This window comes from Erysipelatoclostridium sp. MSK.7.34 (assembly GCF_019041935.1).
In the GTDB taxonomy this organism is placed as follows: domain Bacteria; phylum Bacillota_I; class Bacilli_A; order Erysipelotrichales; family Coprobacillaceae; genus Thomasclavelia; species Thomasclavelia ramosa.
On record NZ_JAHPYJ010000027.1, the window covers coordinates 35169 to 49793 of the forward strand.

13 protein-coding genes and 1 other annotated feature are annotated in these 14625 nt (G+C 34.8%); of the genes, 1 reads left to right on the plus strand and 12 read right to left on the minus strand.

Annotated features, from left to right (window positions below; all coding sequences use genetic code 11):
* Positions 1-65: 65 nt before the first annotated feature.
* From ilvB to KTF99_RS14670, 9 genes are all read right to left on the minus strand, one after another.
* Complete coding sequence (gene ilvB, locus KTF99_RS14630) at positions 66-1748, minus strand: biosynthetic-type acetolactate synthase large subunit (protein WP_029482322.1); 1683 nt, start codon at positions 1746-1748, stop codon at positions 66-68.
* A 14-nt stretch (positions 1749-1762) separates the two neighbouring features.
* A complete protein-coding gene (ilvD, locus tag KTF99_RS14635) occupies positions 1763-3436 on the minus strand; it encodes a dihydroxy-acid dehydratase (RefSeq protein ID WP_008792697.1) in 1674 nt (557 codons plus the stop codon).
* Between the two features lie 12 nt (positions 3437-3448).
* Entirely contained in the window at positions 3449-4531 is a 1083-nt protein-coding gene (gene leuB / locus KTF99_RS14640) for a 3-isopropylmalate dehydrogenase (protein ID WP_003539599.1), read from the minus strand.
* Between the two features lie 5 nt (positions 4532-4536).
* Complete coding sequence (leuD, locus tag KTF99_RS14645) at positions 4537-5016, minus strand: 3-isopropylmalate dehydratase small subunit (protein WP_003539597.1); 480 nt, start codon at positions 5014-5016, stop codon at positions 4537-4539.
* Positions 5016-6290, minus strand: a complete 1275-nt coding sequence (gene leuC, locus KTF99_RS14650; RefSeq protein WP_009300322.1) for a 3-isopropylmalate dehydratase large subunit — start codon at positions 6288-6290, stop codon at positions 5016-5018. Before leuC ends, leuD begins: the two co-directional genes overlap by 1 nt.
* A 98-nt stretch (positions 6291-6388) precedes the next feature.
* The gene (gene ilvC, locus KTF99_RS14655; protein ID WP_003539587.1) at positions 6389-7405 is read right to left on the minus strand and encodes a ketol-acid reductoisomerase; all 1017 of its coding nucleotides are present in this window, start codon (positions 7403-7405) and stop codon (positions 6389-6391) included.
* Between the two features lie 20 nt (positions 7406-7425).
* The gene (gene ilvN / locus KTF99_RS14660; protein ID WP_003539586.1) at positions 7426-7935 is read right to left on the minus strand and encodes an acetolactate synthase small subunit; all 510 of its coding nucleotides are present in this window, start codon (positions 7933-7935) and stop codon (positions 7426-7428) included.
* A gap of 17 nt (positions 7936-7952) precedes the next feature.
* Positions 7953-9629, minus strand: a complete 1677-nt coding sequence (gene leuA / locus KTF99_RS14665) for a 2-isopropylmalate synthase (protein WP_003539584.1) — start codon at positions 9627-9629, stop codon at positions 7953-7955.
* A gap of 73 nt (positions 9630-9702) precedes the next feature.
* Positions 9703-9954 (minus strand) — a binding site (T-box leader).
* 164 nt (positions 9955-10118) lie between these two features.
* Positions 10119-10742 (minus strand): CpXC domain-containing protein, encoded by a 624-nt coding sequence (locus KTF99_RS14670; RefSeq protein WP_217215622.1) that lies wholly within the window; start codon positions 10740-10742, stop codon positions 10119-10121.
* 159 nt (positions 10743-10901) lie between these two features.
* Here KTF99_RS14670 and KTF99_RS14675 point away from each other — a divergent pair, with 159 nt between their 5' ends.
* Positions 10902-12107 carry a CapA family protein gene (locus KTF99_RS14675; protein ID WP_029482320.1) on the plus strand — a complete coding sequence of 402 codons (1206 nt, stop codon included), beginning with the start codon at positions 10902-10904 and terminating at the stop codon, positions 12105-12107.
* Between the two features lie 36 nt (positions 12108-12143).
* Here KTF99_RS14675 and KTF99_RS14680 read toward each other — a convergent pair whose 3' ends face one another.
* From KTF99_RS14680 to KTF99_RS14690, 3 genes are read right to left on the minus strand one after another with little or no spacing between them, the layout of a single operon-like run.
* Positions 12144-12863, minus strand: a complete 720-nt coding sequence (locus tag KTF99_RS14680) for an ABC transporter permease (protein WP_009300325.1) — start codon at positions 12861-12863, stop codon at positions 12144-12146.
* Entirely contained in the window at positions 12860-13711 is an 852-nt protein-coding gene (locus tag KTF99_RS14685) for an ABC transporter ATP-binding protein (protein ID WP_008792693.1), read from the minus strand. Before KTF99_RS14685 ends, KTF99_RS14680 begins: the two co-directional genes overlap by 4 nt.
* Before the next feature lies 1 nt (position 13712).
* Positions 13713-14519: a MerR family transcriptional regulator gene (locus KTF99_RS14690; protein ID WP_217215624.1), complete on the minus strand. Its 807-nt coding sequence runs from the start codon at positions 14517-14519 to the stop codon at positions 13713-13715.
* Between the last annotated feature and the right edge of the window lie 106 nt (positions 14520-14625).

Here is a 14625-nt window from a genome sequence, read left to right on the forward strand (position 1 = left end):
ATTTTCAATGCATATTATAATAAATACTTTTAAAAAACAAAAAGATAGTAATTAAAAATTACTACCTATTGTTTATTCTTTAAATCAGTATCGTCAAAAGCTTCCGCAATTGCACCACCTGGAGCAACCATCGGGAATACTTTATCATCTTTACCAATCATACATTCAATCACTACAGGACCGTCATGCTCCATTGCAATTTTGATTGCTGAAGCAACTTCTTCTTTAGTTGTAACTTTAATTGCTTTACAACCTAAACCTTCAGCAACTTTACAAAAATCAACTTTATCTTCGAGAATTGTGTTGGAATAACGTTGTCCATAGAACAATGTTTGCCATTGACGAACCATTCCTAAAACTTGATTATTCATAACGACTTGAATTACTGGAATATTATAACGGCTTAGAGTTGCTAATTCATTTAAATTCATTCTAAAACATCCGTCTCCAGCAATATTAAAGACAGTTTGGTGGGGATTAGCTAATTTTGCTCCCATTGCTGCTCCTAAACCAAATCCCATGGTTCCAGCACCACCTGAAGAAATAAATTGACGAGGGCGACGATAATTAAAGTATTGAGCCGCCCACATTTGATGTTGTCCAACATCAGTACAAATTATTGCTTCACTATTAGTGAGATAATCAATTTGTTCAATTACATAAGGACCTGTTAAACCTTCATCATCATAACTTAAAGGATAACGTTCTTTTAAATCACGAATTTCTTTTAACCATTGAGGATGATTTTGACGTGTTAATTTTTCATTAAGTTCTTTAAGTACATTTTTAGCATCACCAACGATCCCTAAATCAACAACAACATTTTTATTAATTTCAGCAGCATCAACATCAATATGGATAATCTTTGCATCTTTAGCAAAACGATTTGTATCTCCAGTAACTCGATCAGAGAACCGGGCCCCTACAACAATCAATAAATCACATTGACTAACCCCAAAATTTGAGGCTTTTGTTCCATGCATCCCTAACATTCCAGTATAACGAGGACGGGTATTATCATATGCGCCTTTACCCATTAAAGAATCCGTAACAGGAGCATCAATTTTTTCAGCAAATTCTTTCAATTCGCTAGCCGCATCACTAGCGATTGCCCCACCACCAACAAAAATAAATGGTTTTTCACTTGCTTCAATCATCTTGATAGCTTGATCTAATTCTTGAGCACCATAAGTATATTTACGTGGTTCGATCACTTCTGGAACAATTGACTCAAAATCAAATTTAGCCGCTGTAACATCCTTAGTTATATCCACTAATACCGGCCCAGGACGACCTTCGCTCGCAATATGAAAGGCTTTACGGATCGTTGGTGCCAAATCTTTAATATCTTTAACAATAAAATTATGTTTAGTAATTGGCATAGTAACTCCAGCGATATCAATTTCTTGGAAGCTGTCACGCCCAAGCAGCGATACTGCAACATTAGCAGTAATTGCAACTAATGGCGTTGAATCCATGTAAGCCGTAGCAATCCCTGTAACCAGATTCGTAGCTCCCGGCCCAGAAGTCGCCATACACACTCCAACCTTTCCTGTTGAGCGCGCATAGCCGTCAGCAGCATGGGCCGCACCTTGTTCGTGAGATGTTAAGATATGATGAATCTTATCTTGATATTGGTATAAAGCATCATAAATATTTAGAATTGTTCCACCTGGATAACCAAACACTGTATCAACACCTTGTTCAATTAAACATTCAGCAACAATTTGGGAACCTGTTAATAACATTTAAATACCTCCCTCTACTTATTTTTTTGTACTTCTAAAATAGCACCACGATCACCTGAAGTTACCATTGCCGCATATCTCGCTAGGTAACCAGTCGTTACTTTTGGTTCTCTTGGCTGCCATTTAGCTTTACGTTTTGCCATTTCTTCATCAGAAATTTTTAAATTGATTTTATATTCAGGAATATTAATTTCTATAATATCGCCTTCTTCAACTAAAGCAATCGGTCCACCTACTGCCGCTTCAGGTGAAACATGTCCAATCGAAGCTCCACGAGATGCCCCTGAGAATCGACCATCAGTAATTAAGGCTACTGTTGATCCTAAGCCCATTCCGGCAATTGCAGAGGTTGGATTCAACATTTCGCGCATTCCAGGCCCACCCTTAGGTCCTTCGTAACGAATCACAACAACGTCTCCCGCTACGATCTTACCACCTTTAATTGCTTCAATCGCATCTTCTTCACAATCAAAGACCCTTGCAGGACCACTATGTTCCATCATTTCCGGCACAACTGCTGAGCGTTTTACTACACTACCATCAGGCGCTAAATTTCCCGATAAAACAGCTAATCCGCCTGTTTTACTATATGGATTTTCAATTGTTCGAATTACTTCAGGATCAAAGTTAACTGCATCTTTAATATTTTCACCTACTGTTTTACCAGTAACAGTCATACAATCAAGATTCAATAAATTTAATTTACTGATTTCTTTCATTACTGCATAAATACCGCCTGCTTCGTTCAAGTCTTCCATATAAGTAGGTCCAGCTGGCGCCAAATGGCAAAGATTAGGTGTTTTTTCACTTATTTCATTAGCAAACTTTATATTGAAATCAAAACCAATTTCATGAGCAATAGCTGGCAAATGTAACATTGAATTAGTTGAACATCCCAACGCCATATCCATCGTTAAAGCATTCATCATTGATTCTTTAGTGATAATATCACGAGGACGAATGTCTTTCTTTAACAATTCCATAATTTGCATTCCCGCATGTTTAGCTAATTTAATTCTTTCAGAATAGACAGCAGGAATAGTCCCATTCCCACGAAGCCCCATTCCTAACACTTCAGTCAGACAGTTCATTGAATTAGCCGTATACATCCCAGAACATGAACCACATGTTGGACAAGCATGATTTTCATAATAACGAACTTCTTCCTCATCAATTTTACCTGCACTATAGCTTCCTACCGCTTCAAACATTGATGATAAACTAGTTTTTTTACCATGTACGCGTCCAGCTAACATTGGTCCCCCAGAAACAAAGATAGTTGGTATATTGATCCTTGCAGCCGCCATCAATAATCCTGGTACATTTTTATCGCAGTTGGGTACCATAACTAAAGCATCAAATTGATGAGCTAAAGCCATTGCTTCAGTACTATCAGCAATTAAATCTCTAGTTACTAACGAATACTTCATTCCAATATGTCCCATAGCAATTCCATCACATACCGCAATAGCCGGGAATTCTCTAGGTACTCCACCCGCTAGGGCTACTCCCATTTTTACTGCTTCAACGATTTTATCAAGATTCATATGTCCAGGGACAATTTCATTATATGAACTAACAATTCCAATTAACGGTTTATCCATCTCTTCTTCAGTTAAACCTAAAGCATTAAATAATGATCGATGTGGTGCCTGCTGCATCCCTTTTTTTACATTATCACTTTTCATTTTCTATCCCCCTTATAAATTTGCAACAATTAAGTCACCCATTTCTTTAGTTCCTACTAAAGTTTTATTATCTGACATGATATCACTTGTTCGATATCCTTGTTGTAATACTTTTTCAATTGCATTTTCAATCACTTTCGCTTCATCATCTAGATCAAACGAATAACGAAGCATCATTGCAGCTGATAAAATAGTAGCAATTGGATTAGCAATATTTTTACCAGCAATATCAGGCGCACTACCATGACTTGGTTCGTACATTCCAAATTTATCAACACGTAGTGATGCACTTGCCAGCATCCCAATCGAACCTGTTACCATACTAGCCTCATCACTTAGAATATCCCCAAACATATTCTCCGTCAAAATAACATCAAATTGTTTTGGATCCTTTACCAGTTGCATTGCACAGTTATCAACTAACATATGCTCCAGCACAACTTCAGGATAATCTTTTGCAACTTCACTTACAACTTTACGCCATAATCTTGAAGTATCAATAACATTAGCTTTATCAACACTCGTGACTTTTTTATTACGTTTCATAGCAATATCAAACGCTCTTTTAGCAATTCTTCTAATTTCAGTCTCACTATAACTCATTGCATCTCGAGCCACTAATTCACCATTTTCTTCTTTCGTTGAACGTTCACCAAAATATAACCCGCCGGTAAGTTCACGCATGATCATCATGTCAAACCCACCCTCAGTTAATTCTTCCTTCAAAGGACAAGCACCCTTTAATTCATCATATAAGACCGCCGGTCTTAAATTAGCAAACAATCCTAACTCTTTACGAATTTTCAATAACCCCGCTTCAGGACGAAGATTAGGTTCTAATTTATACCAAGGTGATGTTGTGGTATCACCACCAATTGACCCAAGTAAAACACTATCACTATTTTTAGCAATCGCCAACGCCTCATCAGTTAGAGGAACGCCATGAACATCGATTGAAGCACCACCCATTAAAATTTGAGTATAATTAAATTTATGATTATATTTATCAGCGATAGCATCTAAAACTTTCATCGCTTCAGTTACAATTTCCGGTCCGATTCCATCACCTTTTATTACAGCAATATTTTTTTCCATTATCCTTACCCCTTTTTACTATTAACATAGTTGACTAAACCATCTAATTCAATCATCTTTTGTAAGAACTCTGGGAAAGGTTGACTTTGATAAGTTTCACCTTTTGTAATATTAGTAATTAAACCAGTGGTAAAATCTACTGTAACTTCATCACCTTGATTAATTCCTGCTACTGCTTCTGGACATTCCATGATTGGAAATCCAATATTAATTGAATTACGATAGAAAATACGAGCAAAACTTTCTGCAATGACGCATTTAGTTCCTGCTGTTTTTAAACATAGCGGAGCATGTTCTCTTGAAGAACCGCAACCAAAATTTTTTCCAGCAACAATAATATCACCCGATTCAACCGTTTTAGCAAAATCAGGATCAATATCCACCATCGCATGACTAGCTAATTCTTTAGCATCAAATGAATTTAAATAACGTGCTGGAATAATTACATCCGTATCAACATTATCACCATATTTATATATTTTCATTATTCTTCACCTACTTTTTCAGGATTTGCAATATATCCCGCAATTGCACTTGCGGCTGCTACTTCTGGAGAAGCTAAGTAAATTAACGCTTCTGTGTCGCCCATTCGACCAACAAAATTGCGGTTAGTTGTAGAAACACACTTTTCACCTTTAGCCATAACTCCCATATGTCCACCCATACAAGGTCCACAGCTTGGGGTATTAAATGCACATCCAGCTTCAACAAAAATTTCTGCTAAACCTTCATGAATACATTGAACAAAGATTTTCTGAGTCGCTGGAACAACCATTACACGAACATTTTTAGCTACTTGTTTTCCCTTAAGGATTGCTGCCGCTTTACGTAAATCAGACAAACGCCCATTCGTACATGAACCAATTACGACTTGATCGATCATAATCTTATCCATTGCTTCAATTTCATCAATCGTATGCCCATTCCCTGGTAAATGTGGGAAAGCTACTGTTGGTCTAACTTTACCTAAATCTATTTCAATCACTTCATCATATTCAGCATCCTCATCAGCTTCATAGACAGTATATTCTTTCACTGAGTGTTTTTCCATATAAGCAATCGTTTGCTCATCAACAGGAAAAATCCCGTTTTTAGCCCCAGCTTCAATTGCCATATTACAAATCGTAAAACGATCATCCATTGTTAAGTGTTGAATTCCTTCACCAACAAATTCCATACTTTTATAACGGGCCCCATCAACTCCAATACGAGTAATAATATCCAAAATAATATCTTTACCACTAACAAATTGACTAGGCTTTCCGGTTAAGACAAATTTGATTGCACTAGGCACTTTAAACCATAATTCACCAGTTGCCATTCCTGTTGCAATATCAGTAGTTCCAACACCAGTTGAAAAAGCTCCTAAAGCGCCATAAGTACATGTATGTGAATCAGCCCCAATGATACATTCACCAGCGACAACAATTCCTTTTTCTGGTAAAATTGCATGTTCAACCCCACATTTACCTTGTTCCATATGATGAGTTAAACATTGATCATTTGAAAAATCTAAAATTGCTTTAGAGTTTTCAGCCGACTTAATATCTTTATTTGGTGTAAAATGATCAGGAACTAAAATCACCTTATCTTTATCAAAGACTTTGTCAGCCATTTGATGAAAAATTGGTAATGCCATCGGTCCTGTGATGTCGTTAGCCATTACAACATCAAGTTTTGCTTCGATTAGCTGCCCCGCCACAACTGCGTCTAATCCTGCATGTTTTGCTAATATTTTTTGTGTCATTGTCATTGCCACTTTTATATTCCCCCTTATCTTTACCTTTGTAGGTTGTAATTAGGGAGTAAGAAATTACTCCTTAATTACAACACACAAAAGTGTGTTGTTATAATAAATTAGTTATTGATTAATTTATCTTCATCAGACCACGCGTATAATTTTCTTACATCTTCCCCAGTTTTTTCAGAAATATGTTCGCTTGCTAATTTTCTCATTGCTTTGAAATGAGCTTGTCCACCAGCTTCAGACATATCTAATAAGAAGTCTTTAGCAAATGTACCATCTTGAATATCTTGTAATACCTTTTTCATTGCTTTTTTAGTATCTTCTGTGATAATTTTTGGTCCTGTAATATAATCACCATATTCAGCAGTATTTGAAATTGAATATCTCATTCCTGCAAAACCTGATTGGTAAATTAAATCAACGATTAATTTCATTTCATGGATACATTCGAAATAAGCATTTCTTGGATCATACCCAGCTTCAACTAATGTTTCAAAACCAGCTTGCATTAAAGCACAAACTCCACCACATAATACTGCTTGTTCACCAAATAAATCAGTTTCTGTTTCTGTTCTAAAATCAGTTTCAAGAACTCCAGCTCTTGCTCCACCGATAGCTAAAGCATATGCTAAAGCAACATCTTGAGCACGACCAGTAGCATCTTGTTCAACAGCGACTAAGCAAGGTACACCTTTACCAACTTGGTACTCACTACGTACTGTATGTCCAGGTCCTTTTGGTGCAACCATAGTTACATCAACATTCTTAGGTGGTACGATTTGTCCAAAATGAATATTGAAACCATGAGCAAACATTAACATATTTCCTTCTTCTAAGTTTGGTTCAATTGATTCTTTGTATAATTTAGCTTGTAATTCATCATTGATCAAAATCATGATGATGTCAGCTTTTTTAGCTGCTTCAGCAGAAGTATAAACTTCAAAACCTTGTTCTTCAGCTTTTTTCCAAGATTTAGAACCTTCATATAAACCGATAATTACGTTTACTCCTGATTCTTTCATATTTAATGCATGAGCATGTCCTTGAGAACCATACCCGATCACGGCAACAGTTTTACCGTCTAATAAAGATAAATCACAATCTGATTCATAAAAAATTTTAGCCATTTTTTCTAATCCCCCTATTTCTATTTGTTATGACTTTCTATATCAATTTCGCCAAGACCACGTTTGATACCAGATAATCCGGTTCTAACCATCTCAACAACATTGAAACCTTCTAACATGGCAAGCAGTCCATCAATCTTTGACTGATCTCCTGTTACCTCGATTACTAATGATGCTGGTGCAACATCAATAATCCGTGCTCTAAAGATATCGGCAATGGAAACAAGTGACGAACGTTGTTTTTCATCAGCCTCAACTTTAACTAAAACTAATTCCCGGTATACCGATTCTTCCGGTTTCAATGGGAAAATTTCAATTACTTCGACTAGTTTACCTAACTGTTTTTCAATTTGATTTAAAATCAATTCATCACCAACAGCCACAACCGTCATGCGTGAAACATTAGGTTCATTGGTCTTGCCAACGCTTAAACTTTCAATTCCATAACCACGACGACTAAATAAACCAGCCACTCTGCTTAATACACCTGGGTTATTTTCCACTAATAACGATAATACTAAACGATTCATGTTCGGCTCCTTTCCACTTATTTTAGCGTCTTATACAGACGATTCATTCCAGATATTATCGCTTTTACAGTTGCAGTTGTAATATTTGGATGAATCCCCACTCCGTATTCTTGTCTAGCACTTCCCTTAGCTCTTAAATAAACATAAGCCGCTGCTTTTGAGCTTGATCCTGAAGTTAATGCATGTTCACTATAATCTAATAAGTGTGAATGCATTTCTGGAAGTGAGTTTAAAGCATTTTTAACAGCATCGATTGGTCCATTACCATATCCTGTTAAAGTTGTAACTTCACCATGCGCCTCAATCGTAATCTCAGCACGACGTTCAAACTCACTATCATCTTCACTTATATCAATCAGCTTTTGTTTAATAAAGCGATAAGGTTCATCAATATCTACATATTCTTCAATGAATGTATCGTAGACTCTTTCTGGAGAAACTTCTCCTTCTTCTTCACTTATATCTTGAATTACTTTAGCAAAATCTACTTGTAATCCTTTTGGTAAATGGAAACCATACATACTTTCCATTACATATGCTACACCACCTTTACCAGATTGTGAATTAATACGCACAATCGGTTCATATTGGCGGCCTAGATCACTAGGATCAATCGGCAAATAAGGTACTTCCCAAATTTGACTGTCACGTTCATGCATTGCATGAGTTCCTTTATTAATTGCATCTTGGTGACTACCTGAAAATGCGGTAAACACTAACTTTCCTACATATGGTTGACGAGGTGGGATTTCCATTTTCGTTACTTTTTCATAAACATGTTTTATATTATTGATATTGCTCATATCTAGTTTTGGATCAATTCCTTGGGTAAACATATTTAAGGCTACTACGACAATATCAAGATTTCCTGTTCTTTCACCATTACCAAATAGTGTTCCTTCAACACGATCAGCTCCTGCCATAATTCCTAATTCAGTAGCCGCTACACCACAACCACGATCATTGTGAGTATGCAACGATACAATGACACGATCACGATCACTAAAGTGAGTACACATCCATTCAATTTGATCAGCATACACATTAGGTGTTGCCATTTCTACTGTTGACGGTAAATTGATAATTACTTTATTATCTTTAGTAGCGCCCCATTCATCCATCACCGCTTCACAAACTTCTAAGGCATATTCCAGTTCAGTTCCAGTAAAACTTTCTGGTGAATATTCAAGAATTACTTCCCCATCAAATTCTCTACTTAATTCTTTGACTAATTTAACACCATCGACTGCAATCTGTTTAATTTCTTCTTTACTTCGATTAAAGACGACATCACGTTGTAATACTGAAGTTGAATTATAAACATGAACGATTGCTCTCTTTAATCCTTTTAATGATTCAAAAGTCTTTCTAATTAAATGTTCACGTGCTTGAGTTAGAACTTGAACAGTCACATCATCAGGAATTAAATTTTCATCAATCAAAATTCTTAAAAAATCATATTCAATTTGACTAGAAGAAGGAAAACCAACTTCTATTTCTTTAAACCCCATATCAACTAAAAGTTGAAACATTTCGACTTTTTCTTCGATTTTCATAGGGGTAATCAACGCCTGATTGCCATCACGTAAATCTACAGAGACCCAAGTAGGCGCTTTTTCAATTTGTTTATCCGGCCAAGTACGTTCTTTAAAGTTGATTGGTTCAAATCTCTTATACTTTTGATAATTCATCATTTTTTCTTCCTCCCTTTTGCATAATAAATACTTATAAAAAAACTCTCGCACTCAAAATGACAGACTATGTCATTTTGAGGACGAGAGTATAGTAACCCCGTGGTTCCACCTCAATTTATTAATACCTCACGATATTAATCTCACCAAGTACGCTATTATATATAGTTCATACTTTTGCTAGATAACGGTTGCACTCCGTAGCCACCTACTTGATTCAGCGCTCCACTCAAGGATGAGTTCAACAAATCATCAACAATTCTTTTCACCACCCAGAATCTCTCTATGCTCGATAAATTTATTTACTAGTTCCTATCAAAGTATTTAAGTTATGTTACTGAATATAATAGCCCGTAATTTTGTCGAAGTCAACCCTTTTTCATAAATTTTATAGATAATTAATTATCTGATTAATAATTAATTATTTCACAAGTCGATTCAATATAAAAGTCCTGATTTTATCAAGTATTTTACCAATATCATCTATTTATTCTAATGACAATTTAGTTTCAAATTATTGAACTTATTTAGACGTAAAACCGTTCTAGAAGCAAAGAGCCTATCTACCATATAATCATTAGCCAAACAACGATTATACTTCTTTGTTAAAGTCAAATAATCTTGCTTATTAAACATAAATATCTTAATAACTTCATTATCTGGATATAATAAAACAAACTCTAGTCCTTGTCCATCTCTTAATACCAATTGATAAGACGCTTTGCTCCTTAAAGTAGTTTGAATATTATGTTTCATTATCTCAACAATTCGATCATCTAAACCATTTTCTTTAATAACGATTTTTTCTTTTAATTCACTTACACTTTTTACAAAACGAAGTTGATAAGCGGTTAAATCTATTTTCACTTTCTTTAAAAAACGGTGTCCATCATGGCTCAACACCACCGCATATTTTAATTTCTCATCATAATACATACATTCATACGAAATCCTTTGATAATGTCCACAATGCGGACAACGATATAAAAACAAATCTTCTTCAAAAATATTCTGTTTTGCCTCTAAATCTTGTCTATTAATTATTGGATATAACTGTTTTTCCCCAACCCCTAAGCAATGAACACAGGTAACTTCCAGCTTAATCTCATTAGTCATCTTTCATTCCTCCTCAATGTCCTTGCATACATTCTACTAAACTAAATAAATCTAACTACCAAATCTTCTATAATTTATCTTAAGAATATGCAAAGATTTTTCAGCTTATTTAAGACAATTAGCATGATTGATCATGTTACAATATAAAGGGTGATAAAAATGTCAAAGAAAAAATTAAAACTAAAACGTCCAATTAAAATATTTCTTAATTTTCTCCTGCTTTTATCCCTCGTAACGGGGACGTATTTATTTATCAATAGAAAAGAAACATCAATCAAATCACCAAACAAATCCACTTCTACTAAAAGGCCAAGAATAGTTAATGCATCTTTTATCGGCGATTTATTATATGAACAGCCATACTATGATTGGATTGGAACAAGTTACAATGATAAAGGCTATTATGACTTAGTAAAACCATATTTTTTAAATGACGATCTAACATTAGCCAATATGGAAGTCCCTATCGGCGGCAAAGAATTAGGAGTATCCGGAACTGGTTATAGTTTTAATGCTCCTGAGGAAATTGGGAATCAAGTTATCGCTATGGGTGTCGATGCTGTTAATCTTGCTAATAATCATGCTAACGACGCGGGTCCTCAAGGACGTATCAATACATTAAGCTTCTTTAAAAAACACCAGATTCTAACAACCGGAATCTATGAATCAAAAGAAGTCCAAACACAAATCCCTACAAAAACCATAAATGATATAACCTTCAGTTTTCTTGGCTACACTTATAAAACTAATAAGCCTGATAATCAAAACAGAGAACTGATTGGTTATTATCGCAACCTTGACACTATGAAACTCGATAACGCTAATAAAGAAATCATAAAACAAGAAGTTGCACAAGCAAAACAGCTTAGTGATATAGTTATCGTTAGTGTTCATTGGGGCAATGAGTTTACATATGCTGTCAATAGTGAACAAAAAGAATTAGCTAATTATCTAAACGAATTAGGGGTTGATGTCATTATCGGTCATCATTCACATTATATTCAGCCAATTGAATGGTTAGAAACTACCAACCATAAAACACTTGTTGTATATTCATTAGGATCATTTATTTCAGCTGATAATCAGGTAACTAGAGCAACACCAGAATTTGCCAATGCATATAATGTTTCAATGATCCTGCAAATAACTTTTGAAAAGAATAATAATTCTACCATAATTAAAAATATTAATTCTCTCCCAGTCATCAACTATTATGATCAAAAATTTGAAAATTTTAAATTGGTGCCTATAGATAAATATAATGAAAAATTAGAAAAAAGTCATAATCGTTATTCAAAAGGATTAACTAAAGACTTCATTACCAATAGTTTTAACAATGTGATTGATCAACAGTTTAAACAATAAAAAGCACTAAATCAGCTTGTACTAATTTAGGCTTTTTTAATCTTCTTTTCTTATCTGCTTGATCTTGAAACTTGCTACAATTAGCATTATCATAAAAATTATTAACTGAACAGCCACATTAAGCCACAAAAAATCATTTGTACACATTAATTCAAATCCCCATGTGGCCGGTAAAATTCTGCCTATCACCTGTAATACGTTAGGGAGCATTGCTACAGGGAACATTATTCCTGATAACATGATCGACGGTAAAAAAACTAGTTGCGTTGCCATTCCCATTTTCGCTGCACTTTTGAAAAATACACCAAAAACCATTCCAATACTCAAACTAACTATGATAAATAAAATTACCCCCAATAAATATATAAAAATATTTTCAGGTATTTGTGCTTTAAAAATAATCGGGGCACTTATTAAAATTATCAAACTCATCACAAATAAATGCATAATCCCAGAAATAAAATTACTTGCGGCAATCGTCCATAAAGGAATCTTTCCTACCTGATAAGCCTTTTTTATGTCACTATGATAAAATTCCACTAACGGATATGGAGAACCTAAGACTCCACCCATGGTAATAGCAAAAACACTCATTACTTGAATTATCGTTTTATCAGCATCGGGCAAAATCGATATAAAAACCCCCCCAATAAACAAATAAAAGACTAAGGGAACCACATAATAATGAACTAATAATTCTTTACTGCGAAGATTTAATTTCCAGTTTAATCCAATTTGATAGATGAAAGCCCTCATGATTGCACCTCTTTTAAAAATCTTTCTTCCAGCTTTGGCTGAACAGTATTTATTTCCATAATTTTAATACTTTGTTCCTCGGTTAATTGAATAATTGCTTTTAATGTTATCTCTAAGTTTGTAGTCTCAAAGATATAATACTCCTGTTCCTGAGAAACTATTTCAAACTGCTCATTTAATCGGGGCACCTTTGAAAAACGAACCTTTAATTTAAATTTACTTTGCATTGTTTGATGCAATTGATCAGGAGCCCCAATAAAAACAATTTTCCCATGATTTAATACTCCGATTCGATCACACAACTCTTCAACCTCGGTCATATCATGACTCGCTAATAAAATTGTTTTACCTTGGGTTTTTAGTCGTTTAATTTCCTGGTGGATACTGTTACGTCCCTCAACATCAAGTCCAGCAGTTGGCTCATCAAGTACAATAATATCGGGGTGTCCTAATAGCGCAATTGCAAGATGTAAACGACGCTTTTGTCCTGTCGATAACTGGTGATATTGCTTTTTTAGAAAAGCTTTAATTCCTAAATAAATAAAATAATCGTCAGTCACCTCAAGATCTTGCCATTTTGCAAATAACATGATTGCTTCTTTAGCGGTAATATCCGCTGGTAATGATGATGATTGCAGTTGAACCCCCAGCTTACCATTTATTAAAATTTTACCTGTATCGTATCGTCGAATCCCCTCTAAACATTCTAATGTCGTTGTTTTCCCCGCACCGTTTGTGCCAAGTAAAGCAAATATTTCCCCTTTAACAACAGTAAAACTAATATTTTCTAAAACCTGATGTTTACCATAAGCCTTACTAAGATTATTAATCTGCAATGCAATATCCATATTACTCTTGCTCCTTTTGGATCCTCTTAAAATAATATTCTAGAGCCGCAGTTAGATAATTATCTACTTCTTTTTGTTTAACTGCCAGATCATTATTCCAATCGTTCTTTTTATCATTAAATTTTTGTAACTCTGGCAACAGTTCTAAATTACCTCCAGTAAATTCTAAAATCATTTCCCACCACTGTTTGGCAATCATAAAGCATTCTGGACTATCAGGACTTACCCCCCGTTTCTTTAACACATACAGCTTATCTAAGACTTCTTGATAAGTGCTAAATATTCTTAACCCGGCCTCTGGATCATCACCAAATCGTTCTTTAATATGATCTGTAATTGTATTATCAAAATGTTTCCACACCCAATATTCTTTATTTCCCAAACGAAGTAACTCTATTATTTCAGCATATTTTTTAAAATCTACCGTATTCATTTCTTGAACTTCTCGAGATAAGGCAATCGTTGCTTCTAAAGCTTCTGATAAGTTAGCAATTTGTTCTTGAATCACACTTTTTTGTTGATTTAAAATCGCTGCAACTTCCTGTGGTGTGTCGAGATTAAATAATTTAGTTTTAATTTCTACAAGTGAAAAACCAAGATATTTAAATGATAAAATTTGATGCAATTTAACAATATCTTTAGTTGAATAGAGCCGTCTTCCCCCTTTGCTAATTGCTGCTGGTTTCAACAACCCCTCACGATCATAATATTGTAGTGTACGAACTGTTACATCCATCTTTTGTGCTAATTCTCCAATTGTTAAGTAGTCCTCATTCATATCATCACCTCTATAAACATTATAGTTCATGACCTTACGTCACGAGCAACAATTATTGAAATTATTTATAAAAAAGAACTAAATAAAAACCACGCCTAAAAGACGTGGTTTTCTCTGAGGCTATAAGCCTATGTTG

Excerpts from the sequence above, each read along its gene's own strand:
- ilvB (WP_029482322.1), bottom strand. The coding sequence starts at position 1,748 with ATGTTATTAACAGGTTCCCAAATTGTTGCTGAATGTTTAATTGAACAA.
- ilvD (WP_008792697.1), bottom strand. The coding sequence starts at position 3,436 with ATGAAAAGTGATAATGTAAAAAAAGGGATGCAGCAGGCACCACATCGA.
- leuB (WP_003539599.1), bottom strand. The coding sequence starts at position 4,531 with ATGGAAAAAAATATTGCTGTAATAAAAGGTGATGGAATCGGACCGGAA.
- leuD (WP_003539597.1), bottom strand. The coding sequence starts at position 5,016 with ATGAAAATATATAAATATGGTGATAATGTTGATACGGATGTAATTATT.
- ilvC (WP_003539587.1), bottom strand. The coding sequence starts at position 7,405 with ATGGCTAAAATTTTTTATGAATCAGATTGTGATTTATCTTTATTAGAC.
- ilvN (WP_003539586.1), bottom strand. The coding sequence starts at position 7,935 with ATGAATCGTTTAGTATTATCGTTATTAGTGGAAAATAACCCAGGTGTA.
- leuA (WP_003539584.1), bottom strand. The coding sequence starts at position 9,629 with ATGATGAATTATCAAAAGTATAAGAGATTTGAACCAATCAACTTTAAA.
- KTF99_RS14670 (WP_217215622.1), bottom strand. The coding sequence starts at position 10,742 with ATGACTAATGAGATTAAGCTGGAAGTTACCTGTGTTCATTGCTTAGGG.
- KTF99_RS14675 (WP_029482320.1), top strand. The coding sequence starts at position 10,902 with ATGTCAAAGAAAAAATTAAAACTAAAACGTCCAATTAAAATATTTCTT.
- KTF99_RS14680 (WP_009300325.1), bottom strand. The coding sequence starts at position 12,863 with ATGAGGGCTTTCATCTATCAAATTGGATTAAACTGGAAATTAAATCTT.
- KTF99_RS14685 (WP_008792693.1), bottom strand. The coding sequence starts at position 13,711 with ATGGATATTGCATTGCAGATTAATAATCTTAGTAAGGCTTATGGTAAA.
- KTF99_RS14690 (WP_217215624.1), bottom strand. The coding sequence starts at position 14,519 with ATGAACTATAATGTTTATAGAGGTGATGATATGAATGAGGACTACTTA.